Source organism: Teredinibacter turnerae T7901, assembly GCF_000023025.1.
GTDB classification, from domain to species: Bacteria; Pseudomonadota; Gammaproteobacteria; order Pseudomonadales; family Cellvibrionaceae; genus Teredinibacter; species Teredinibacter turnerae_B.
The window spans coordinates 4,547,346-4,570,853 of record NC_012997.1 but is presented as its reverse complement, the minus strand read 5'-3'; the positions used below and the strand labels follow the sequence as shown (position 1 = coordinate 4,570,853).

Below are 23,508 nucleotides of genomic sequence, written 5' to 3'. Positions count from 1 at the left end.
TCCCAGTCTACAACCGCAGGTGGCCAGTCATTGACTGAGTTTTACCGGTCTACAATCGCAGATGGCCCACCGTTGACACAGTTTGCTCATCTCCAACCGTCCATGACCCTATATTCACGCCGATACGCAATATTTGGTGTCACCGGATGGCCTTGGCAGAGTGTGTAGACTTGGTGGGGCTAGTTGCCTTTCGGCTTTTAAGCCCACCAAAGCCGATTTTTACTTACGCCGCTGAATTGAAGCGCCTGTTAAATATCTCGGCACACGAATAAAGATAATCCCGGAGCAAAACTGCTATATCAGCTTAAACAAACCGTTCTAGCGAAAAAAACGGTCAATCACGTTGCCCAAACAACCGAAATATTGCGGCGAGCGCGATTATCTTCGACGAATATTTGCTCGGTGGAAATATTGGCGTATTGTAACTATTTCCTGTTAGTGACTGGAAAGCGGGCTTTTAGTCTAAAACCCCTGTAAATTGCTGACGGCCATCGAAGGTACGGTCGCAGGCAGTAGGGTATCCAGAAGCGTTGACTTGGTTTATGTTGCCGTGGATATTGGCTTTGCGTGGTGGTGGTAGGATACAGAAAGGGAAATGGTTGCTGAATTTATCGAATAAACTGTTATGTGAAACCGAGATCATGGCTCACGAACTAAAAACTGAGAGGCTAATTCTTTCGCAGCTAACGCGAAAGGATTGCGCTGATTTTCAGGGTCTCATTACAAATGATGATGTGACAAGGTATTGTTTTGATCCTTTGACAGCAGCGGAAGTCGAGAATTCCTTCGAGTCACGCATAAAGGATTGGGATACTAAGCAGTCCCACTGGTTAGCGTTGGCTGTTTACCTAAAAGAAACGAATGAATTTTTAGGTGTAACTGGTTTCAGAAATACATCTAACCAAAAACAAGTCGAGGTTGGGTTTATGTTCCTGCCAAAATTCCATGGTCGAGGCTTTGCTACTGAGTCGCTTAAAGCAGTATTAGACTATGCATTATTTCTGGGCTACGAAACAGTGGTGGCAAACGTCACTGAACCCAACGTGGAATCAACAAAAGTTTTAGAAAAATGTTCTTTTAGGCAATCTGGAAGTGATGCTGGAGGGGTGATCATCGGTACTGTCGCGTATACAAATGTATCGTATCTATTTAGAAAGTGCTCAATCACATAACAAGCCGCTCAAGGCTCAGCAGCTATCGCTGCTTGGACCTCCGCTGCGTTGCTCGTTTTGTGCTTTTCCGCTACGCTCGCACAAAACCATCAACACAGCTCCGGCCCCTTAGCGGAGCGTTATGTGAACCAGAAAATATTCTAAAGATAAGGAGAAAATTAATGAAAAAGCTATCTATCGCAATACTGCTGGTATTTTCATCCAATGTATTTTCGGATGATTGCGTAACAATAGATGGTCAGATGGACGACGACAAAAATAAAGTTGTGGATAAAGTAAGTGCCATGAACGTAAGAATTTCGGATGATTCAGTAAAGACTATGACTTCGTACGCAATAATGACTAAGTTGATAAAGAAGGCGAATGATTTGAATCTATGCTTTAAAGCTGGTGAGAGTGAGCTAAGTTTCCGGGCTATTTCTGAAGAGCCCAAGTATGAAGGACCATGGAAAACGGTACCGATTATATAGACATAAAGTTAAACACACATAACAAAGTGCTGCAGCCGAAACCCATTGCTACGCTTTTGCTTGTGGGTTCGCGTTGCTCACTATACTACAAGCAAAAACTCCGCAATGGGTTCGTCTGAGCACGGCGTTATGCAATTAATTTAAAAAGGACTTACAATGGCAACAAAATATCTTTACTTCATCGTTTCACCTGACATATTTGATCGTCATGTATTAACGCGAAGAGGTCAGTCAATCTGTTTTTTCAAGTTTGGAATTACAACCGATCCTAATTTGAATGTCGTACGTAGAGGATACTCTACTCATAATCCATCCTATGGATATAATAAAATTCCTTATGATACAAATATTAGTCTTGCGGTTCGCACGGAAGATCTAGGGAAAGCAATGGAAAATGAGTTTCGCGAATTTAAAACTAATGCACAACAAATAGGCAGCACAGAATGGTACTGCGGCCAGCCACAAAAAATGGAAACACTACTTAAAGTATTCAGCGAATATGAAGATGAAGCTGTTGATCGTTATTCTGTTGAATTGTTTATTGAAAGAATCCGAAATGCATTACGGCGAAGTTAGGCGTAAATGCATAACAAACCGTTCAACAGCGACGCGGAACCTCCGCTTCGTTTCGCGCATGGCTATCGCCATTTTATGCGCTACACTACGCTCACGGTTGGGCGCGCGTTAACGGGGCGTTAGGCAGACGACACGGAGTCACCTCCAATGAAATTAAATGTGGTTTGTTACTTGATAAAAGAAGGCGTGACTGAAGAGGATGCCTTAGATAAAGACAAGATAGGTAAGAGAATTCCTATAGATATTGATGGGGTTCCTTGCGGTCTTTACCTTAAAAAGTCTCGTTCTGAGCCTCAATGGTCAAAACTATTTAGCAATGTGAATGGTATTGATTCAAATATTTTCAAATCAGAGAGCGTAAGAGGGCTTTTAGTTGTAAACATTGAAAATCAGCTATTTGCGTTTACCTTTGGGCACGGTAGGTCAATGTTGAAATCATTTATGGTCGAGCGTGGATTTGGATTAAGGGTAACTTTGAACATTGGGGATTCTGAGCAAATAAAGTCCATCGACAAATCAACCTTGGAAAAGGTTTCACTAAATACGCGGTCACAAACCTCCAAAAACACGAATGTAAATGACTTTGATTTTGAGTTTGACCAAGAGATACTAAAATCAATCTGCGCTGTAGTTGAAAACAATGACAGCGAAAATTCAGAAGTTGTATCAGGTTGTGACTCTGTTTCAATTAACACCGAAATAGAATTGGATACATTTCCAGATTTAGCAAAAAGACTACTATCGGCCTATAGAGATGATAAGTACCAAGAAAAATATCCTTGGGTAGATTTTATACAGTTTGTATCCGACCCATCACTTCTTCAACAACTGAATGAAGAAATGGTTAAATTGTTAAACGAAGAAAAATATGATTATGTGTGGATTTCACCGCCAGAAGTTGTTGACTACAACGATTTTTCAGGGTTCGTCTACAAAATAAAAAAGGACCAGTCGCCTTGTTTGCATAGCGAGCTTGATCTGACAGCGTATATTGCTGAATCTAAACCTAGGAAGCCTATAACAATAGATACTTTAAAAAGAAGAGAGATATTAAAATTTAATGTGGAAGAAAAAAATATAGGAAGCTGGCCCGTCTTTTATTGTATGAACTGCGAACTGGAGATTAATGGAGAAACATATATTTTAAATGATGGAAAATGGTACAGAGTTGATAGTGAGTTCGCTGATTCCGTAAACAATTTTTTCAATTCTTTGACTCAGTGTCAAATTAAATTTCCCCCATACAACGGCATGAAAGAGGGGGAGTATTTGCGCCATATTGCCGATGGTGAGAATTTTGCACTCCTGGATCAACAGTGGATTCATCCAAAAGGTACGGGAAACAGGCTAGAATTTTGTGATTTACTTTCTCAATGTGATGCGTTTATTCACGTCAAAAAGTATGGATCTTCTTCTGTTTTAAGTCACTTATTTGCACAGGCATCTGTAGCGACCGAATTCCTAATGAATGATCCCAGTGTACAGGTTCAGGTAAATAAGCACTTAGAGGAAACGTATTTAAGCATAAATTTTAACAGCGAGGATAGCCCGCGAAAATACAGAGTTGTTCTGGCGGTTATGCAAAAAAATGTAGGCGATCTTCATTTGCCATTCTTTTCAAAGGTAAATCTTCGTCACCACGCAAGAAGACTTATTAATATGGGCTTTAAAGTTGAGCTTGCCAAGATTAATATCAATTAAAAGCCTAACAAACGGCTCCACGCAGACGCCCAAACCTACGCTGCTTTTGTGGGTTTCGCTGCGCTACACTTTACCACAAAATCCTCTCCGGTTTGGGCGCTGGTGAGCCGGGCGTTAAGGCCAACTAGGCTCGGTATGAAAAAAATATTAATAATTGTTATGTTAGGCGTACTCCAGGGGTGTGTGGGGTTGGCTGTTGGTACGTATGGTACATTTGAAAGTGAAAGATCGTTGGTAAACATATCGAACGAGAAAAACACATTTAATTATCCCGGTTCCACAGAGTTATTAACTAAAGATCAGCTTCTTTCTGCTTGGGGAGCTCCCGAATCAATCGTTAAGGAGGGGCGATGCGAGATAATTACATACCATAATGGCTATAGTTGGTCAGGAGTTGGGGCTTTTGTTTTTGTAGTTCCAATTCCGATTTTGTTGCCAACAGGAAAAGAAAAAAATAAATTTTACTTTATAGATGGCGAGTTTGTGCGGCTGGTGTCGGAATACGGGGAGGTTGCAGCTGCATTTGGTTTTATGTGTGGCAGTAACGAATGTGGTGCGCAAGCAGGCCCTGTTAACAACGAAAGGACACGTAATGTAGATGTTACTTGGTGTGACTTGCCCTCACAAATGTAGCCACCTGACACAAATTTCTAAACGCTGTTTTGTGTTTTCGCTGCGCTCAATTTTACACAAAAATGCACTACACAATTTGTGCAAGTGCTATAGGCATTACAGGAGGTTTCGATTGTTGTTAAAAAAATTACTTTTAATTCTTTTACCAATAGTTTCACCAGTATTTGCAAAAGATGTGTATATGTGGAAAGACGATGGGGTCTATAAGTATGGCGATGAAAAGCCAGATACACAATACACAATAGTTTCGGAAGAGAATGCGCAGAAAATCATAAATTCTCTTAAAAATGCAAATTCAGGCAGCTCCCCCACACGCAAGACAGGCGCAATAGTTGGACACCCACTCTAAATTGGCCTAAATAAACCGCTCTAGCGGAAAAATAGCCAATCACAGTGCCCAAACAACCGAAATATTGCGGCGAGCGCGATTATCTTCGACGAATATTTGCCAGGAGGAAATATTGGCGTATTGTAACTATTTCCTGCCAGTGACTGGAAAGCGGGCTTTTAGTCTAAAACCCCAGTAAATTGCTGACGGCCATCGAAGGTACGGTCGCAGGCCGTAGGGTATTCAGAAGCGTTGAGCTGGTTTATGTTGCCGTGGATATCGGCTTTGCGTGGTAGTGTTAGGATATAGAAAGGGAAATGCTTCCTGAGTTAATTTAATAGAATGTTAGGCTTTAGATCATGCTGAGTACGTTAATAACTATTTTGGCTGTTATAGTTGCTTTTTTGGCCGCAATCCATGCAAGGAAATCTGCTGAGGCAGCAAAAGAGGCAAATAGAATTGCGGTGCATCAAAATCGGCTAGAAATTTATAAAAGTCTAGTATTACTAATATCAGCTCTTTCCAGTCGTGGGCCTGATACTAAGTCCGAAGATATCTGGCAGTTTTATGAACCTGCGGAGCTATCGAAATTCTATTTTTGCGATCAAAGTGCGAATAGAATCTCCTTGCTTTTTGACAATCTTTTGAGATTCCTTTCTAAAAAGCATGATTGGCAAGTTGCGAGAGAAGAAGGCTCTGATAACCTCAAGCAATGCGCTAGAGAAATGCATGCCTATCTGGAACAATGCAGGGATGAGGCTGTAAAGGTCAAGGATGAAATTGAGCCACAGCTAATAGTAAACAAAGCCTGATACGTAATTGGATTGAAGAGTGAACTGTACACAGAAAGAAATTTTGGAAAATTTGTTTGATGCTCTTGATCGCCTATTCGATAGAGAGTCGAAAGTAATTGATATATACGCGATCATGTTTGCATCAGAAAAAGCTGTGTCTGGAGAGGCAGAAGTTGTTAATTTAAGTGAGTATTCGTACGCTCTTAAAATGCTCATCCCTAGTGGGAAAGCGGAAGAGGCTCAACGTGAAGAAGCGCTACTAATAACCAATGAACTGAGGAATATTCTCAATGAATTGCTACCTATCTGAAAAAGCGCATAACAAAACGGTGTTCGCATTAAATGACCAAAAAATGGCGCCACGCAGGCGCCCAAACCTACTTTCTTTTTGTGGTTTAGCTGCACTCAATTTACCAAAAAAAGCTTTCCGGTTTGGGCGCTGATGAGCGGTGTTTTCAGAGCTGTGGGAAACAAGGTAGGAGATTCGATAGAGATGATAAAGGGTGAGTGTGTCTGCGGGGCGGTGAGGTTCACAATCTCTGGACCTACATCTCAAGTGATTTTGTGTCATTGCTCAATCTGTCGGAAATCGGTCGGCGCTGGAGGCATCCCAATTATCATTGCATCCAACCAATTTTATAATTGGGAGAGGGGTTTGGATTCGATAAGGTCATGGAGAAAACCAGTCGGTGACTGGACCACAAAATTCTGTAACGTATGTGGTTCGCCGCTCCCAAGGGAGAATGATTCGAATAGCATGGCAATTCCGGCGGGGCTCATCACGCAAGGCGGAGATGATCTAAAGGTCCAGCACCATATCTATTCAAGTTACAAACCAGCCTGGGATGAAATTGGTGATGATGGCGTCATACATCCCGAGGCATTCGGAAGCTCAACCGGTGAGCTTTAACAAGCTACTTTAATCCGACGAATTAACAAACGAATTCAGTCTGCCAAGAGTAACGGTTTTGGTCATGCTTTGGCTAACTACGGCCTGGGCGATAAGCTCATTTCGGATGTGAAAATTAAGTCAAACCCGCAGTTTTCACAGCATAACATCACATAAATACCGCGAACTATGGACAACCATTGCCCTACTTTTTTGACTATATGCTAATCTGACACACGGGGTGAAAACCTAAAAGGGAGCAGCCGCATATCATAATTAAAAAGGATATTTTATATGCCAAAGGGAATTATGCGTTCAGTTGGAAAAGGCGCTGTCAATCAACATCGGGATGTTAAGTTAATCCAAATATACTTGAACTTATTTATAACTCTTGATACCAAAAGAGTAAAGCTAACGGTTGACGGAAAAATTGGTAGAAACACGATTTCAGCGATTGAGCACTTCCAAAAAAATTCAGCGGGTATGAATTTCCCTGACGGTCGAGTCGATCCAAACGGTAAGACCTTCCGTTACTTGACACTTTATCTCGACGAGGCTGAGCAAAATAAAATAGAGGCAAGCCTCAACGAACCTTCCTCACCTCCAAAAGCGATAGCATCGAAAGACGGCCGTATTCTGGCGGGACTATCAAACCTCGTTGTAACGTATAACGGCGTGGTAGCATCCCGTCAAATTGTTTCAGATTACAGTCTCAATGTTATAAGGCTCGCACTAAAGGAATCAGGGATGAATAAGGCGGTCATAACATCTACGCTTCGTACACCTGAGGACCAGGCAACTATTATGCTTCGCAACGCCAAGATTAATTTGGGCAGGAAATACAGTTTATATGGTGCGAGAGGAGATGCGGTTTTAAAAATCTATGAAAATAATAAAAGTAAAAAAGACAGCGAAATTGTCGAGCTAATGGTGAAGAAAATTGAGGAATATGCCAAGGAGGGTAAGCGAGTATCTAAACACTGTGTTTCAATCGAAGATTACAAGTCTTTAAACGTGATTGATATAGGGTATAACTCAACAAAGAGTGTATGCAAAAATTTTAGTGAGTCAAAATTTTCAAATGCGTTAAAATCCCTTGAATCAGAAGGCTATATTGAAAAGTATATAGATGAGACTAAAAAATCTAATTCATGTTGGCACATAGAAATTAAGCCAAATAAGAAAAGTGTTTTCTGGTACAACAAAAAGTCAATTTTATTTCCAGTCAGATTCATTAACAGTGAACATATTCTATGCTAGTAAATAGAGTTTTAATAGCGGCATTACTCGCAGCAAACATTGCGTGCTCAGCAGAAACAAGCACTCCATCAAGAGCACTTGCGGCTGACAACAATGTTTCGACGGTGCAAGCTAATAATTGTAGCTTTTCACGAGAAAAAATTACGCTTATTGGCAATCTTCCTTCAGCTAAACAAGTCGACAGTCAAAAAGGTATAGACGCAGACAGCAACGAACTGGTACAGACGCAATCCTTTTCTTACAACAACGGAGATAAAGTGGTTGTAGAGCAAAAGTTTTGCGATATGTACAACCTTACAGTAAGTTATAGTCTTAACGTTCTAAGCAAATCAAATTTTCAAGATGCACTTGATCGCATTGATTATATTGTAAAAAGTGTCCATCAAGACTATGAATTAAAAGCTCCGCTAAAACTTGTTGTAGACATGCTTATGAATCAGAATAGGTTTAGCATAAATATGCCTTTCGATATAGCCATTCCCGGTCATGCGGCGAGATCCAAAGACTTTGTCGAACAAAATATTGCTTTCAATAATGTCGGAGAGACTGGAGGGCAGATCAACTTTTATGTTGGTCTAGGCGGAGAATGATTGGTGAGACAAAAAGAGTACTTCAATTCCATCAGTGCTGTTTGCAGGTGAGCGCTCCACACATCACACGAAAAAGGTGTGGGGCGCTTCATTGTATATTGGTTGTGATTTTATTAATCCTATTAACATGAAAATATTAATGGGATTTTTATCGTAGTTTTTATAAAAAATATTTAGATCTTAATATAATGTTAAATTATAGAGCTCTCATGCACTAAAATTAGTGTGCGTTTATATTGTTGTTAATTAATAGGCAGAAGCGTAAACCCCTACAATTATATCGTGGCGAAATATCTTCTAGTTCACCTGTTGGTATAGCACATTCTATAGAAAAAATATATATCCCAATAAATACCCCTGGCTTTAGCGGTATTTTTATTCATATGGGAAAGCCTTCATATGAAAGCAGGTCTGATGGACGCTTGGTTGTTGAATAGTCAAAAATCATAGAGATATTTAACGCAACAAATCCAAAAGATGGAAAAACGTTGACATGAAAGTCTCCGGCTGGAAAGATGAAAAAATTCATACTGCTGATATTTTTATTTTATGCCGGTAGAGCTTCCACAGCATCAAGGGCTAATAAGGAGCGTGCAAGGTATTCGCAAGAGACTATTTTGCTCAACAGCTACTTAGGTAATGGGCATCCTGCCTACACGCATAATGGTAGTAGCGATGAGCTAGCTCAGTTCAAACTGCTGGAGAGATTTTATATTCAGCTTGTTGAACCGATTAATGGCGTTTATACCCGCAATAATCTTGCGCTTATATTTTTCTTTTCACTTTACGCGGTTCACAAGCACAATGCCGAATTTAACGAGTACGTTTCGAGTGGCTTAGAAATAATAGCTCTAATCAGAGCCTGAATTATTTGCGGCAACACTTTCTGAATTGGACTTCAGTATAAGTGCTGTGTGCAGCCGTTTAGGTGATGAAAGTGAAAGCAGTGATGTTGCCGAACCAAGCCGAGAAATTTTAGAAAATATCATTGTGAAGATATTTAAAAAGACTTTAACCGTGCAATAGTTTAATACAAGTAATACAGCGTCTTACACTAAATAAGTGCCTCCACTGGCAATCCCCCAGAAATCACCAGTGGAGAAAAGCAGAACTCTACCTCAATCTATTTGCAAAAAAGTACGGACTAGGCAGGTAACTAGAAAGCATTAGTGGCATGCCGATTCATTTTCTGCGAGAACGAAACTTCCGGGGCTCCATTCGGAAACAGGTACTTGAGAGCCGGTATAAGTGTCGTAGTCGGTGATTCTAACTTGTAGGGGGATGTATGCATGCCATGGCCAAAGGTAGCTTGCAATAAGCGAAACATCCAATGAAATCTCACCACTGTTCTCCCAGTTAACTTCTGTACCGAAATAAATAGTTTCCTGCCCGTAGTCCACTCGACGAAATTGCAGATTCTGGCTGGTGCGGGGCGCTGGGAAGTTGCTGCCAATAATGGTGAGCGTTTGACTATAGGTGTCACCGTTACGGAGCACACAGTTGGGCCGGGCGGGGAGAACTCCATCGATAGTTGGCCCGCCGATACAGGTTTCTTCTGTGCTAGCCAACACAACATAGTCTTCACTCCAATCACTTATTGGACGCTGCCCCCCGGTACTTGGCTCATAGTCTGTGAGCCGCACTTGCAAGGGGGCATGAGGGCTGTCGGGCCACAAGTAAGGTGCTATACGTGCGACATCTAAGGAAATTGCGTTAGCGCTCTGCCAATCTACCTCCATACCAAAATAAATGGATTCCTCCAGTGTGTCGGCGCGACGGAACTGCAAATTTTCACTGCTGCGCGGATAAGGCAATAAATTGCCTTCCAGTGTGAGCGTGCGTTGAGCGGTCGACGGGCTGTATCGCAGTACACAGTCCGGCGGTGTTGGGCTGAGTTGGGTGACTTCCGGGCTCGACGGTTGGGTCACCGTGATCGCGCTGGTTGCTTGCGATGAATAGCCGGTATTATTAATGACGGTGAGGGTAAGTGAATCTGTGAATGCGGCGGTGGGTTGATACACAATTTGTGGTTGGTCCGTTTCAATGTCAACGCTGCCGTCACTACCAATGTCCCAACGGTACAGTGCAATCCAGCCGCCGGGGTCACGCGAGCCACTGGCGTCCAGCGTGATGCTTTGACCTAACTCCGCGGTGTAGGGCCCACCGCTGTTAGCGATAGGTAAATCGCGGGCTGGGGCGTTGATGGTGCTCGTCGCTACAACAACCGGCTCGAATGCTTGTGATACATCCGCGCCAAAGAGCGTTATTTTCCATAACCCAGGTTCCGGTGTTTGGATTGTATAGATTTCTGATGTGGCCGTGTTTACATGATAGATATCAGCGGCAGCGGTATTGCGACCTATTATGCGGCCGCTTGGGGTGGTGAGGGTCATCACTACATCACTTCCGGGCCAAGTACTGGTGAAGGTGATTTGAGCAAGGTTGGCGAGTACCTCGAAGAGATCCAGCACCAGCGTTTCGCCTTGTTGGATGGAAACGGACTCGCATTCGCTGGCTTGTTCGCCAGCCGCGTGGGAACGAATTTGTTGATACGCACAATTAAGGTCGAGCAGCGAACTATCGGCGGCTATGTAGTAGCCGCCACTCGCTTCCGCGAGAGGAGCCAGTTTTTCTCCGTTCGCGCCGCCGAATCCAATCGTATATAGCATCCAACCGTTTTCGATGAAACATTGGTTCGCTTGCGAATAGCTGCTTGGTGTATCGCCATCTGTAAGTAATATTGCTATTTTTTTTGAATTAATTGCATGCGCGATGCCGGGTATTGCGGCGCGTCTGGCATTGGAGTGACTGATAGTGTTGTTGGGGAATTCTTCTACCAACGCCTTGATATCGTTTACCATGTGTTGTTGCTCAATTATATCGTCCTGCCAGCTTGCCATAAGAGTGCTACAAGCTAATCCAAGGCTTCCGGCTATCTCGGTACCGCCAACCGCGTCTATCCCATTTATGGCGTTTTCAAGCTGGATTCTCTCTGTGCTACCTTGCTGGCCGAGTAGGGTGAACGGCTTTACAACGCGGGCACTGCCGTCGAAATCAATAATGCCTATTTTGTCTTCTGCTGCAGAGATATTCACATAGGTGTTGGCGGCTTCAAGGCGCCTGCTTTGCGGGTCTGTGGTACGCATACTGCCTGAGCTGTCGATTATCAGTAGGCTATCGAGCTCGCTATAAGTACGGGGCGCTTCATCGACGAATTGCTGCTGGGCTTTTACTTTATCGAGTGATGCAGTCCAGCTCTCACCATACACTTCCCGCGCGACCCGGTCGGAAGAAACGAAAATGTTGTCTCCATTATTATCTATTGTGGCCCCGCTGCCGGAGGTACCCGTTAATGCTGCGAGTACCTCATTATCAACACTGTTTGTTGGATTTTGCTGATAAGGCATCATCCCGAGAAAGATGGGCTTCCAACCTGCTGAGCCATTAATGGTTTCTATGGTTGCGCCGATGCGGGCCCAATCGTATTGATTGCGCGGTTGTAATTTAATACCGTCGATGGGGCCGATTACTGGCCCTTCGTCGGTAACATATTGGTAAGCTGTGTCGGTGAGCTGCACCTGCTTAAAGCGTGTGAGCTCCATCGCCTTTTCTAAATTGTAAGCGGGATCATGTACCCAGGTATCCATGTTGAGCCTGATCTGAACCGCACCATGTAGTGAGGTATCGCAGATACGGAAGGGATCGAAAACTGGTCGTTCGCAACCTCCAGGATTACCAACCCAGACCAGTTCCCGGTCGGGGAGTTCGAGCTGGCCGCCCACTACGCAAGCGGTGTAAGTATTGGTATTGCCCTCCAATACCGTAAGCATCGAATCCAGGGTTGGTGTTATTTGCCATATTCCCAACCCAAGGGTGTCTTCTCCATTGCAGTTGTCTGGGTTGTCCTCGCAGTAAGCGAGATCGTTCCCGTAAAAAATGGGTACGGGGGTGCCGTACACCGACTCTAGATTTAAGGGAGCACCTGAGGCGGCAGAAAATTTACTCTCTTCAGCGCGATCGTAGTCGAGTAGCGCCAGCGTATAAAAGTGGCGCGGCGTGAGATCCCAATGGCCGTATGCCATCGATTCATTAAATGCAAGCGATTTTACCAGTCGTTGCATACCGTTGCGTTCGTCCAACGTTAGATTGTATTTAGTCGCAGCATAGATAGCCGCGGCTTCAAAGATGATGAGTGTTTCGTTGCGACTAAGTGCTGGGGAATGTCCTGGTAGTAAATTACCGCTGCTATCTAATTGACCATCACACCAGGTATTCTGACAGCGGTTTGAAATACGCAATGCTTCTTCTTTAATCCATGCGTCAAAATTTACATCAGACTGCGCCAATAACGGGCTGGTAAAAAAGTAAGTAAATACGTATAACGCGCTGATAAAGCGAAATTTATTTAACGTTGTCACAATGATAATCTCTCAAATAGTTAGTTTAAAATCGGCACCTAAATTAAATTATCTTCGATGAAGCGATTGATGCGACTAAAAATGTAATAGCGTTGCTTCAGTCTTTGACGAATAGAGTAAAAATGCCAGTAACTAATGTTCAATAGAAACGACTTGTTAGATATTTTGAGACTAGAGTGGCGAAAATATGGGTGACAACCAATGAATCAATTATTGAAACTGTATTCAGTCATGGCTTTAGCTAGTGCGACACGTCCAATATGGCGGTATAAAGTGGAGAGCATTAGGTGTGCCGCATTATTAAATGTTTTACCCAATCAATTCTAATGGTATTAAATATTATTTAAGTGGAGCAGTTGGCAAAGTGGTTGAGGCTTGGTTAAATTTAATTGGTTTGCACGAACAGAATGCTCGAGTGTTGGCACAATCGGTAACGTCGCTCAAAGAGTATTTAGCTTGTTCGTGTGTGTTTGATAGACTTGCTTGCCCAGGTCTAGTGTCGCCCTAGGCTTCGTCGAACGCACCAGGCTTGGCTAATTGCAGCCCGGTGATTTATATCGAAATTGCATGTTGGGTAGACGAAATATTTGTTGTAGGCCTGCTAGCAGTGAGGATCAGACGGTGTTACATCAACCAGGATTATTGCTGCGCACTCCACTATAAATATTATTTATGTAGGTGTGCGGAGCAATACCAATATCAACCTGTGGTCATAGGTTTGAGATTGAAAAAAGTGAGAGGGAATAAAAATAAGGCGGCCACAATGGTTGCGTTACTCAAACAGAAAGAACTGCCGCTTTGCTAAAAATTACTGTATTTTTTCCTGTATATTTTTATTGCCCTTCTGGCTTTTATTCTCTCGCTCACTTTCGTTTTCTTGCTTAATATAAGCCATTTGGAATCTCGAGCCTGCGGCAATTCCAGATAAAAATGACCATGAGGATATGCACATGGGATCTTCAAAATCGTCAAACAGGTAATACCTATGTCGCATTTCCCTTCTGTACGCGTTAGATGATACGTTTAGTATTTCCATTAAGTCGTTCGCGTGTCGTTCCACTAGTTTCTCAATAAAATTGCTTTCGAAATACGCCTTTGGTAGGCTGCCTGGTCGTTCCGATAGAATTTTCCTTACTTCTTTCCTAACTTCTTCATCGCAAATCTCGTCGTCCTGATAAATGTTTTTTACAGTTTCGTAGATATTGAAATAGATAATAGACTTGGGAGGAAACGTTTCAGGTTCGTCACTTCTGGATGCCAATTTGCAGAGGTTTAGTGCCATGTTAAAACAATCAAAGATTTCTGCGATAAGTTTGGGTTCGACAGTTTTTGGAGTTTTATTAGCGCATTCCTGGCTAAGTTGTCGGGCATTAAGCCAGTAATAAATTGCTTTTACTCTTGGTAAGGTGGCAAAGGGTTCGGATATGCGGCCGATTTTAAAAATATCGTGATTTGCAGTGGCTTTAGCATAAATAGTCGATCGACAATACTCTTCCCAAATTGAAAATATAAGCAGATAACTTGATACATTTTCCCGGTACCATATGGCCATGCTTCGCAAGTGTCCTTTTTCACCGCTTGAGATGTTATTCGGATCTGTTTTTAGTAAATTCATGATATCTGCAATGTCATAGCAAGAAGTATGAAAAGATAACGCATCGATATCGGTAGTATCTCCGAACAGAGTGTGTCTCTCTCTGCAAAACGCGCCAGAACTCGATTTACTTATCTCCGACTCTGCGCGTTCTATAACGTCCTTTATCCAGCTGGGCTGGTCGAGGAGTGTAGACAATTTTTGTTTTAATGTTTCGTTTGTATCCTGACTTATCAAATTCCATGGAGCTAGCTCAAGGAGAGATATCCATAGTAACTTAATGGACAAGTACATTTCTGCGGAGAGCGCATAGCGACCCCTCAGAGACATTCCTTGGGCTGAGTCAGCAATTGTTTTGAACGCGATTGAGAAGTATTTTTCAGTATCGAGAATACTTTTTTTTGTCGTCTGTTTTATATTTCCTTTCATTATTGATGGTAGTTTTTTTAGTGAAGCTTTAGTATCTTTAGGTTCGGCAAAAACATTTTTTTCTGATAAACCTATTATTAGTTCAAGCCAGCCTAATATAGACTCAGATGTTAGTTTCCTTTGTTCTGTTTGCTGAAGTAACTGTTTTATGTTTTTCATAAGTAAGGCGAACAACGAGTGGCCAGCGACAAAGCTGCAAACGAAGGGGTTGGCCTTACTAAAATATGGCATTTTTTTTAAAGCGAACAGCGAGTGGCCAGCGACAAAGCTGAAAACGAAGGGGTTGGCTTTACTAAAATATGGAATTTTTTTTAAAGATTTATCGGAAGGTTCTGGAGGGGTTGATGTATTTGATGTATTTGATGTTTTTATGTAACTAAACAAATCTAGAATTAGCTCTTTTGTACTACTTGCGATGTCTTCGTGCTTTCCCGCATAGTAGTGCAGCAGTAGCACCTTTGCGTAGAACTTGTAATTTGTGCTCGTTGTAGAAAACGGTTCAAGCTGCCCTAAGAAAAATGATTTTTTTAATCCCTGGTGCTTGATAGCCAGGTGCTCTTGGGCAAGCGATGCGTTAACAAACATGTTTTGATAGGACGCCGCATCTCTGAGGTCGTCAATTTTATCGGAGTAAGTGTTAACAAGTGTGTCGCTTGAAAGGAGCTCAATCTTGTTTTCTGCGTGGACCGTTCTTTTATGCCGATGTAGTGGAGTCTTGGGTAATATTTTAGATAATATGCCTTTGGTGGATCTATTTGATGGCGGGAGTCGTTCGAATGATACTTGTGATAGGGTCTTTGCTTCCGTATAAAGCCGAATGGCCTGGTGATGATTTTCTCTGATTTCCTCGAGTAATCCTTTTTTTAAAATTGTTTCAAGTAGTAAAAAATGAGTAGCCAGAGATACGCCCCCGTCGCTGCGCCACTCTCCTTTTTCTCCGCGCAACACAGCTTTATAGAGATTTATTGCGTCGGTGTAGTAGATGAAACACAAATCGTACGATCGTTCCGAAAGATATATATCACCTAATACCATTTTTATTTTAGCCATTGATATTCTGCTGTTGCTAGGATCGTCCAATGACTGCCTTTGCATCAGTTTTAGGTAATAATTTCTTATAGGGTTTGCTGCATCCAGTGAATGGTCGAACATGGATGCTCGCGCGCCTAATATTTTATTAATAACGCTGAATTCGATTTCTGAGGATAGATAAAATCTATATTGAAATATGTTAGTAGAGGTACGCCGTATAATTGAGTAAAAAGTGGAATTAATGAAGTCATCCGTCATGTTAACTAGGTTGGTGTCAACGTGAATATCGATTCCTGCAACAGTCCGTTCTAGCATCGCGCGATTGAAACCTTGAGAATGAAATTTCACGACATCTAAAAGTGTTATCAAGCTGGATACCACCAGTTTATCATCGGTCTGGCTTAGCAGCTTTGCTAGACCTGTGTCAAAATAGCTGTATAGTTTTGCGCTCATGTAAAGGCGTTGAATGTCTTCGTGTTTGAACAAAAGATAGGATTTTGAGCTAATTAGCCCTCCACCGAAACAGGTGATACTGGAAGGGTTGCTGGTTGAAGGGTTGTCTATGTCGTCATCTGTCTGGTATAAAAAGGAATTTATCAGCATTATTAATCGTTTCATATTTCCTCTAGAGTGAAGCGTAAGGAAACGTATAAACATTCGTCTTAAAAGCTTTAGATTCACGTCGTGATTTTTGATGTAAGTGTCTTTAATTTTTTCAATTTCTTCGTCTAATTTTTCTTTATTTTGGTTGTTGCACATCAAAATTAGTTTTGTTTCGTTGTAGAATTCACTCAAACACTCCGATATCGTTGAAAAATTATTCTTTTTCTTGAGTTGACTAAAGAATTCTTTATCACTAACGATGTTATCTTTGCTAAATTCGGACTTTAGTTGGTTAGCGATTAAGGTCAAGTTTTTCGCGTACAGATCAGAGTATGACTTGACAGGGTGGGTACGCTTTTGATGGGGTGGTCTTTGGTCGTGCTCAAGCGTAGGGTGGTAGCTCGACAGTATGTTGTCCACATATAGAGAAATCATGCTGTTAAGTTTTTGATTGTTTCCGTCTGAGTGATCCGATAACAGTGAGGGGGTATAAAATATTTCATCAAATACGCCTTCATATAGCACACTTGTGTATCCGGACTCTGAATGGTATGCGTCAACAATTTCTCTGCCCGCGATAAATATACCTTTTGACTGGGTTAGCAGAGGTTTGAGGCCTCCCAGCAAATTATCTACTAATTCCTTGCGTGCTTTGTTGTCATCCTGTTTTTGGATGTCTGATATTTTGTCTAACTCGTCGAATAGAATAATGCTTTTATAGTATTTTCTTGTTATAGGTAATTGAAGGGTTGGGTAAAGGCGGATATTTTTTGATGATTTTAAATTTTTTAGGATACTTTGATACGAGTAGAAATATGTTTCATTTATTGATTTTAGATTATATTTTAGATATTGAAGTATTTCTCTAGATGAGAGCCTTCGTTCCGCTTTCGAGGATTTGTGTTCAAGTCCCGTTTGCTTGTCTGTCCCTATTTTTTTAGTTGTTTCGAATGATCTCGTATATCGAATTTTTTGTGATAGATCATGAGTTTTTATAAAAATAAAGAGCTTTTTGAAAAACCCGGTAATCTTGCAGGAAGCCAATGTAATGATTAGTCAACATAAAAGATATGTTGTTGTTTCTATTGTCGGTATGTTGTATATGGCGAGATATTCTGAGTCTATTTTTTCTACCATCATAAACAAAAATATGGCTAAGGTAATAATCGCCATTTTGTAAATATCTTTCTTTAGAACCCTCTTAATGTGATCATTGGTTTGCTCGGCAATTTCACAAAGTATTGCATTAGCCGATATGCTATCGTTTATTCCAAGGTCGATATCTGTTCTGAGTAGTTCAATTTTGTTTTTATTGACTTTCGTAAATTCTTCAATTGTTTTATTTGCCAGTGCTGTTTTTCCAACTCCTCTGTAGCCGCCAATTAAAAAGCTTCCCCCTGAGCCCATTTTCGATGCGCACGATAATGCATCGTAGAGTCTTTTTTTAACTCGTTTTCGTCCCACAAACAGGCTGTCTTCTGAGTTTCTTAAGATATCCCCGCCCAGTTTTTTTAGTGGAATTACTAGCGATGAATTGGGAAATTTGATTGGCATATGCAAGTCCTTTGCGTTGCTGGGGGCTGATATGATATCGAGTTAGATTAACCCTGCGCGACCCTTGTGTTCTCTGTATTAGGTTGGGAAATTACTTAAAATAAATTAGCAAATGCTTTTTGAGGATCTCGTTTCTAAACTGGTGGTACTTAATATTTAAGAGGAAAATTATTGCTGAAGGCGAAAATACTGTATGTTAAACGGGATGGAGAGTAAAGGCTTAAGTTTGAATGGAGCAATTCTGGTGGTTTTTATGGGTATTGTCGTCCGCGGTGGCACGCTTGAATGTATTCGAGATGTCTTCTGAGGTCTAGTACCCCGGTTTAAAAGGTGTGTAATCAAGCCGCTATTGGATGGGGCTGAGTGTTGATCTAACTGCTGTAGTCGAACTTGCGAGTTTTTCCTCCTGGATATACTACAATAGCCATTTTATGTGTCAATGTACTAACAGCTGTCGCGTGCTATGCTGGTGTGTGTGCTCACTCACTTATTTAGGCTTGGCAGAGTTCGTGCGTGACATATCGAGCACCTGAGATCGTTTTCTATGGGGATGATGCTGCGCTTAACGACAGGTGGGTCTAACCAAGTTATATCCTCCCCTCTCCAAAAATCAGCCGCTCACCGTCTCTATACCACGTCTTCTCCCCTGGCCCTGCAATCAACTGCACTCCGCCTACGGCATCATTTATTCCGTTACACGTTACGACATTGTGCTTGCCGTTCAGTACTGATTTTCCGAATTCAGTGATCTCAACTCGTGTTTCACGAAGGGATCTGCCCATCGGGGCTGCAGTTAAAAGTGGATTGTTCAAAGAATTGTGGGCCATTTTTTTTAGGCGAGAAAAGAGATATAAATCTCCAACGGTATCTAGCTCATGAATATTTTCGGTGTTTTGCGGATTCATGTCGTGCGCTAGGGTATAGCCAATTATGCGCGCGGTGTTGGGCGCGTGACTCTGGGTATGCCGTAGTATCACTGAGTCAATATAGCTGAGACCATTGTCGATACTTGGGTAGCGGTAAAGGTAGTTTCGGAGCGCGCGCTTGAGATTAGGCAGGCAGGTGCTTTCTTTTGCTAATAACGCCATAAGTTGCTCAGGTATAGGTTGTGTAATCGCGTTCCAGGCTTCAATGCAAAAATCAATTTCTTTTGCGCCAAGGGAGAATGGCTGCGGTTTCAATCGGATAATTTCTTCTGGGTTTAACAATCCTAACCCTAAGACTGTTATTTTCTCAGCTTGGTGGTATTGATACACACTTAGTTTGCTGGTATCCCAATTATAAAATTTGAAGAGATATACGATAAACGTGAGCAGGAGTTGATCGCTTAGCGCGCGTCCTACCCAAATATTGATTGTCTCGGCGTGTTCGAGCTCATACATACACTGATAAAGATCACGCAACGCAGGGTCTTGCCATTCCGGTGGCTGAAAGCCGTGTTGTTTGCACATTTCATCCCAATGACCCAACCGCTGAGATCGCCAAGGCTCCAAATCTACAAACGTATCTAAAAAACCGCAGGAAAGAATATCCCTACAAATTAGAACTTCACCGCGTTGCAAATGAAAAGCTTGGCGGAAGCTGTTTGCGGCGCTGTCGCCGTTGAGAATATGCATGTTACGCATCGCACTATTAAGGTGTCTGAAAAATTACCGTATGCCGGAATTCTGAATTTGAAGGTAACGGTTGCAATACCAAGCTCACTCGCTCACTCGCTCACTCAAACCCGGGCAGCTCTGGCGCCACAGTCTCATTCCCCGCTGCAAGCCACGCGTCGTACCCGCCCGCGATCGATTTAACCTGCTGGTAGCCCATCGACTTCATGCTGCTGGCGGCCAGTGCGGCGCGGCCGCTGGTTTTGCAGTAGATTATGAATTTTGCTTCGCGGGTTTCCAGGGGGGCGTCGGCACTTAGTTTAAACTCGAGCAGGCCGCGAGGAATATTGATAGCGCCAGGCAGGTGGCCCGCTCTAAACTCATCGGGCTCGCGAACATCTATTACAAAATCAGCGTCTTTTAGCGCCAATACACTTTCCTCTAGAGAAAGCTCGTTAATTTCTGCTTTTGCTTCGGCAACCAGGTCGTGGGCAGTTTTCATCGTATGTGGTCTCGCGAATTAATGTGTAGACAGTTTACGCTTAAAATCTTGGATTTGCGCTCTTCAAAAGCGCATTGGCGATGCCTGTACTAAGCAAGCAACAGTTTTACCGATATTTTAGTGTGACTTAGAAGTCGTAGTCTTTATTGTTCGGGTCGCTATGAGGCACTGGTTAGTTAAGCGATCACGCTCCGTTTAAATCGCATTTAGCAGCCAGCAAATTTTTCAAGCTGTTGTCGGTATTCCCCTGGCGTGCAATCGAAAGCGAGTTTGAATGCGCGATTAAAGGTGGAAGGTGAGCTGAAGCCGCTTTCCAGTGCAATGGTAAGCAACGGTAGTGCTTGCGCGCTGGGAGAATCCAATAGGGCTTTTGCGTGTTCGATGCGTATTGCGTTTACCCATTGGTTGAAGTTGGGTGCCAGTCCTGTGTTGCGAATTGCGCGACTTATTCGGTATTCCGAGGTGTTTAATCGCTGTGCCACATCCACGAGCTTGAGGTTCGAGGTAAGGTGCAATTGTTCAGCGCGCACGGTTGTCTCCAGCGCTTTGGCGAGCGCTTTTTCTTCCTCCAATGGCGCGCGGGCGCGGTTTGTGTGCTGGCCGTTTTCATCCGTCTCGCTTGTGCAATCAATAGTGTCTATAGCGCCCGCCTGGCAGTGAGCCGCATTTTCGCCAAGATTGACCCGCCAGAATATTAACACCTGCGTAATAAGCAGAATTGCTGTTGCCGCAATAGCGGACATGGTGCGGTCCAGATTAGGGCCACCTGCGGCCTGGATGGCGTTCACCACTGTTGTCGTGATTATCAGAGCCAGTGCGAAACAGGAAACAAACAGCGTACGCTGCATTTGCCCCTGGGTTGTTTGTTGCTGATAGTTCCGGCAGCCCTCCCACAGCGCCAGTAAGAGAAAGCAGGGAGAAAGCAGGTTCAGCCACGAGCCCATGGCGGCCATAGAGGGGGCAAGCCAGAATACATTTTCGCCCGCGTTCGCTTGGAAGAATTTCAAAAATTCCAGCCCCATCATAGTCAATGCCGCCGATACCGCGAGCAGAATATGCGTAATGCGTACCCCTCCTTGCCCACGAAACAATGCCCTGACAACCAGCCAGTAGCCATTGCAGGTCATGCAGGCGGCCATATTCAGCAGGTGTGCGTACCTACCCATCTGCTCACCATACCCCCAGGTTATTGCCATACACAGTACCGATCCGGCAAAGAGCGCAAACAGCCAGTGCACGGCCTGTTTGTTTTTGGCTGTGAGGTTAAACAGCAGTGTTAGAGTACTGGTCACCAACAGCAGGGTGATTAAATTGGGATGAATGTTCATGGCACTTACCGTGGCCTGCGAAGGTGATGTGAGGGATTTTTGAACGACCGCTGGAACGACCGCGCTCAACCCGTACTTTTGGCAAATTGATTCGATTCATGCAATTGCTATTTGCTATTAACAGTGTTGGTTGGCAAAAAAGTTAGTTTGGGCTTATCGCTCGAAACATTTTCGCTTATTTTTCTGAATAGCCAGGTCAAATTCGGAAAATGCGGCGACCAGATGGGAGAATTTTAGCAAGCTGACTGCTCCTTGATTCTAATGGAGTAATTGATATGGCAGAGGTGTCGCTCGTTCGCCCCGCCAAGGTGAGGTGGTTCAGTGCCTTTTCTATACACAATGGTTTGAGCGTTTGGTGCGGGGCTATGTTCGGTGCTCAAGTACTGTTCGCATTCTATTTGTTATGTATTTATTTGCTGCCTACATTAGTGGGCGCGACGGAAATTCTGCAGCAATCCGGCTCGATTAAAGGTTACCAGGACGGCGACGCAGTAGGAAATTTCATATTTCTTTCGCACGTCATTCCGGCCGCGCTACTTAGTGTTTCTGGTACTTTGCAGCTTATTCCGAGCATCCGAAATAATCATCTCCAGTATCATCGTTGGAACGGGCGCTTTTTCCTGACTATGGGAGTTTTGGGCGCTGTAACGGGGTTGTATCTCACCTGGGTTCGCGGCGCCCGCCTATCGGATATTGGCGCCATCGGCATAACCTTGAATGGTCTATTGATTCCGGTGTTTGTCGCTTTGGCGTGGCGTTTTGCATTGCTCAAACAGTGGAACAGCCATCAGCGCTTTGCGGTGCATGCATACATTCTTATTAATGGCGTGCTGAGTTTTCGCTTGTTTTTGATGAGCTGGTACTTCCTGAATCAAGGCGCCAACGGCAACAACTCTACCTTGGACGGGCCCGCCGATATCGCCCTGAGCTTTGCCTGCTACTGCGTGCCAATGGCCGTTTACGAGTTGTGTCGATGGGCGCAAAGCGCAGGTAGATCGGTTAGGAGCGTGGCGGCAGTCACCGTCTGGGTAATGGCGTGTGGGACATTTATTGGCATGCTAACAGCGGCTGCGTTTATGTGGTCCCCGAAACTAGTGGCGATTTACAGCTGATATGGGTGCGGCGAGCTTTTGATAACGGCGGAGTGCGAAAACGGGCTGAATTAATCCCGCGCGATAAAACGATGCAGGCGTATCAAACCCTCCAGTCGCGTGTTTACATCCCGTAGCGCAACTCCATCTCTGTCAAAGCGTCCTGGTAGGGTGCTCGCCTGGGGCCTTCCGGTATGGCAGACAGTTTAGTGCGTATCAGGTGAGCCATGCTGGGGTCGCTCGATCGTGCGAGTAGGGGGAGCGCGATTTTTTCGAAATCAAGCCCTTGCATATCCAGGGCTTCTATGACCCGATTCATGCCGCTGTAACCCCCATTTTCGATAAGCTGCTGGATGGCAAAACTCTGAATTTCCGGACTAGCGTTTGCGTCTATAGCCTGGTTAAAAACCCGCATGCCTTCACCTACAGGAGGCGTAATTTGCAAAGCGTGAATTTTTTCCACGTCGTTTAACGACGAAAAGTATTCCCTGGCGTACTCGGCGAATTCTACTGCGCGCATACTGGCGGCCTGGTAATAGGTATAAGCGTCGCTACCTTGCTCCGCGAGTGGGGGCGTTTCACGGCCAAGGGTCTCTGGGGTGCCGTTCGCTTCGTTGCCTGGATTTTTTGTTATCCGCTGGGAGCGAGTTAATCTCGGCTGGGTGGTTTCCGGTGCGCATACAGCGTCTGTGCGAATCGCTTTAGCGGGTTCGTTGTCTGGCGTTAAATACGCATATTGTGTTGCAGAATCCGCCGTGGATAAACGAATCAATAACGCCAGATTACAGAGTAAAGATATGGTAAATAGAATAATAAAGATCGATTTCATTCAGTGTCTCTATCGTTTATGTAATAAAGGCTGGCGGTGTTTGCGTAGTCTTAACGTTTTATATAAAGAGTGGCCGTCAGCCCAAAATCAAGAAGCGCCAGGCTAACGGCGGTTCAGGCG

20 protein-coding genes are annotated in these 23,508 nt (G+C 43.5%); 13 read left to right on the top strand and 7 right to left on the bottom strand.

Going from position 1 to position 23,508, the window contains the following annotated elements; genetic code table 11:
- The first annotated feature begins 542 nt into the window (after positions 1-542).
- From TERTU_RS18325 to TERTU_RS18270, 12 genes are all read left to right on the top strand, one after another.
- Entirely contained in the window at positions 543-1,172 is a 630-nt protein-coding gene (locus tag TERTU_RS18325; protein ID WP_015820586.1) for a GNAT family N-acetyltransferase, read from the top strand.
- Positions 1,173-1,333: 161 nt separating this feature from the next.
- Entirely contained in the window at positions 1,334-1,642 is a 309-nt protein-coding gene (locus tag TERTU_RS18320) for a hypothetical protein (protein ID WP_015820801.1), read from the top strand.
- A gap of 156 nt (positions 1,643-1,798) precedes the next feature.
- Complete coding sequence (locus TERTU_RS21865; RefSeq protein WP_143876296.1) at positions 1,799-2,218, top strand: hypothetical protein; 420 nt, start codon at positions 1,799-1,801, stop codon at positions 2,216-2,218.
- A 147-nt stretch (positions 2,219-2,365) separates the two neighbouring features.
- A complete protein-coding gene (locus tag TERTU_RS18310; protein ID WP_015817168.1) occupies positions 2,366-3,919 on the top strand; it encodes a TIGR04141 family sporadically distributed protein in 1,554 nt (517 codons plus the stop codon).
- Positions 3,920-4,054: 135 nt separating this feature from the next.
- On the top strand, positions 4,055-4,552 hold the full coding sequence (locus TERTU_RS18305) for a hypothetical protein (protein ID WP_015818418.1): 498 nt from the start codon (positions 4,055-4,057) through the stop codon (positions 4,550-4,552).
- A gap of 112 nt (positions 4,553-4,664) precedes the next feature.
- The gene (locus tag TERTU_RS18300; RefSeq protein ID WP_041590319.1) at positions 4,665-4,901 is read left to right on the top strand and encodes a DUF4124 domain-containing protein; all 237 of its coding nucleotides are present in this window, start codon (positions 4,665-4,667) and stop codon (positions 4,899-4,901) included.
- 338 nt (positions 4,902-5,239) lie between these two features.
- Positions 5,240-5,692: a hypothetical protein gene (locus TERTU_RS18295; RefSeq protein ID WP_028881093.1), complete on the top strand. Its 453-nt coding sequence runs from the start codon at positions 5,240-5,242 to the stop codon at positions 5,690-5,692.
- Positions 5,693-5,711: 19 nt separating this feature from the next.
- Positions 5,712-5,984, top strand: coding sequence for a hypothetical protein (locus TERTU_RS18290; RefSeq protein WP_015819702.1), 273 nt, complete (start codon positions 5,712-5,714; stop codon positions 5,982-5,984).
- Positions 5,985-6,116: 132 nt separating this feature from the next.
- A complete protein-coding gene (locus TERTU_RS18285; RefSeq protein WP_080516723.1) occupies positions 6,117-6,584 on the top strand; it encodes a GFA family protein in 468 nt (155 codons plus the stop codon).
- A 273-nt stretch (positions 6,585-6,857) separates the two neighbouring features.
- Entirely contained in the window at positions 6,858-7,823 is a 966-nt protein-coding gene (locus tag TERTU_RS18280) for a peptidoglycan-binding domain-containing protein (protein WP_015816880.1), read from the top strand.
- Entirely contained in the window at positions 7,817-8,413 is a 597-nt protein-coding gene (locus TERTU_RS18275; RefSeq protein ID WP_080516722.1) for a hypothetical protein, read from the top strand. The genes TERTU_RS18280 and TERTU_RS18275 overlap by 7 nt, the downstream gene beginning before the upstream one ends.
- Before the next feature lie 515 nt (positions 8,414-8,928).
- The gene (locus TERTU_RS18270; RefSeq protein ID WP_041590318.1) at positions 8,929-9,279 is read left to right on the top strand and encodes a hypothetical protein; all 351 of its coding nucleotides are present in this window, start codon (positions 8,929-8,931) and stop codon (positions 9,277-9,279) included.
- Between the two features lie 300 nt (positions 9,280-9,579).
- On the opposite strand, the gene TERTU_RS18265 is transcribed toward TERTU_RS18270, so the two are convergent.
- From TERTU_RS18265 to TERTU_RS18240, 6 genes are all read right to left on the bottom strand, one after another.
- Complete coding sequence (locus tag TERTU_RS18265; RefSeq protein WP_015820794.1) at positions 9,580-12,831, bottom strand: VWA domain-containing protein; 3,252 nt, start codon at positions 12,829-12,831, stop codon at positions 9,580-9,582.
- A gap of 808 nt (positions 12,832-13,639) precedes the next feature.
- On the bottom strand, positions 13,640-17,533 hold the full coding sequence (locus tag TERTU_RS18260; protein WP_015820237.1) for a hypothetical protein: 3,894 nt from the start codon (positions 17,531-17,533) through the stop codon (positions 13,640-13,642).
- A 12-nt stretch (positions 17,534-17,545) separates the two neighbouring features.
- Positions 17,546-18,043, bottom strand: coding sequence for an ATP-binding protein (locus TERTU_RS18255; RefSeq protein ID WP_015819871.1), 498 nt, complete (start codon positions 18,041-18,043; stop codon positions 17,546-17,548).
- Between the two features lie 587 nt (positions 18,044-18,630).
- Positions 18,631-19,659 (bottom strand): DUF1835 domain-containing protein, encoded by a 1,029-nt coding sequence (locus TERTU_RS18250; RefSeq protein WP_015818622.1) that lies wholly within the window; start codon positions 19,657-19,659, stop codon positions 18,631-18,633.
- 100 nt (positions 19,660-19,759) lie between these two features.
- Entirely contained in the window at positions 19,760-20,140 is a 381-nt protein-coding gene (locus tag TERTU_RS18245; protein WP_015818551.1) for a rhodanese-like domain-containing protein, read from the bottom strand.
- Between the two features lie 206 nt (positions 20,141-20,346).
- Positions 20,347-21,468 (bottom strand): helix-turn-helix domain-containing protein, encoded by a 1,122-nt coding sequence (locus TERTU_RS18240; RefSeq protein WP_015819849.1) that lies wholly within the window; start codon positions 21,466-21,468, stop codon positions 20,347-20,349.
- Between the two features lie 365 nt (positions 21,469-21,833).
- Between TERTU_RS18240 and TERTU_RS18235 the strand changes: the two genes are divergently transcribed.
- Positions 21,834-22,580 carry a DUF2306 domain-containing protein gene (locus tag TERTU_RS18235; protein ID WP_228378193.1) on the top strand — a complete coding sequence of 249 codons (747 nt, stop codon included), beginning with the start codon at positions 21,834-21,836 and terminating at the stop codon, positions 22,578-22,580.
- A 103-nt stretch (positions 22,581-22,683) separates the two neighbouring features.
- On the opposite strand, the gene TERTU_RS18230 is transcribed toward TERTU_RS18235, so the two are convergent.
- On the bottom strand, positions 22,684-23,388 hold the full coding sequence (locus TERTU_RS18230) for a hypothetical protein (protein ID WP_015817243.1): 705 nt from the start codon (positions 23,386-23,388) through the stop codon (positions 22,684-22,686).
- Positions 23,389-23,508: the final 120 nt, after the last annotated feature.

Coding starts and splice junctions, on each gene's coding strand:
- TERTU_RS18325 (WP_015820586.1), top strand. CDS start 543: ATGTTGCCGTGGATATTGGCTTTGCGTGGTGGTGGTAGGATACAGAAA.
- TERTU_RS18320 (WP_015820801.1), top strand. CDS start 1,334: ATGAAAAAGCTATCTATCGCAATACTGCTGGTATTTTCATCCAATGTA.
- TERTU_RS21865 (WP_143876296.1), top strand. CDS start 1,799: ATGGCAACAAAATATCTTTACTTCATCGTTTCACCTGACATATTTGAT.
- TERTU_RS18310 (WP_015817168.1), top strand. CDS start 2,366: ATGAAATTAAATGTGGTTTGTTACTTGATAAAAGAAGGCGTGACTGAA.
- TERTU_RS18305 (WP_015818418.1), top strand. CDS start 4,055: ATGAAAAAAATATTAATAATTGTTATGTTAGGCGTACTCCAGGGGTGT.
- TERTU_RS18295 (WP_028881093.1), top strand. CDS start 5,240: ATGCTGAGTACGTTAATAACTATTTTGGCTGTTATAGTTGCTTTTTTG.
- TERTU_RS18285 (WP_080516723.1), top strand. CDS start 6,117: ATGAGCGGTGTTTTCAGAGCTGTGGGAAACAAGGTAGGAGATTCGATA.
- TERTU_RS18280 (WP_015816880.1), top strand. CDS start 6,858: ATGCCAAAGGGAATTATGCGTTCAGTTGGAAAAGGCGCTGTCAATCAA.
- TERTU_RS18275 (WP_080516722.1), top strand. CDS start 7,817: ATGCTAGTAAATAGAGTTTTAATAGCGGCATTACTCGCAGCAAACATT.
- TERTU_RS18270 (WP_041590318.1), top strand. CDS start 8,929: ATGAAAAAATTCATACTGCTGATATTTTTATTTTATGCCGGTAGAGCT.
- TERTU_RS18255 (WP_015819871.1), bottom strand. CDS start 18,043: ATGCCAATCAAATTTCCCAATTCATCGCTAGTAATTCCACTAAAAAAA.
- TERTU_RS18250 (WP_015818622.1), bottom strand. CDS start 19,659: ATGCATATTCTCAACGGCGACAGCGCCGCAAACAGCTTCCGCCAAGCT.
- TERTU_RS18245 (WP_015818551.1), bottom strand. CDS start 20,140: ATGAAAACTGCCCACGACCTGGTTGCCGAAGCAAAAGCAGAAATTAAC.
- TERTU_RS18240 (WP_015819849.1), bottom strand. CDS start 21,468: ATGAACATTCATCCCAATTTAATCACCCTGCTGTTGGTGACCAGTACT.
- TERTU_RS18235 (WP_228378193.1), top strand. CDS start 21,834: ATGTTCGGTGCTCAAGTACTGTTCGCATTCTATTTGTTATGTATTTAT.
- TERTU_RS18230 (WP_015817243.1), bottom strand. CDS start 23,388: ATGAAATCGATCTTTATTATTCTATTTACCATATCTTTACTCTGTAAT.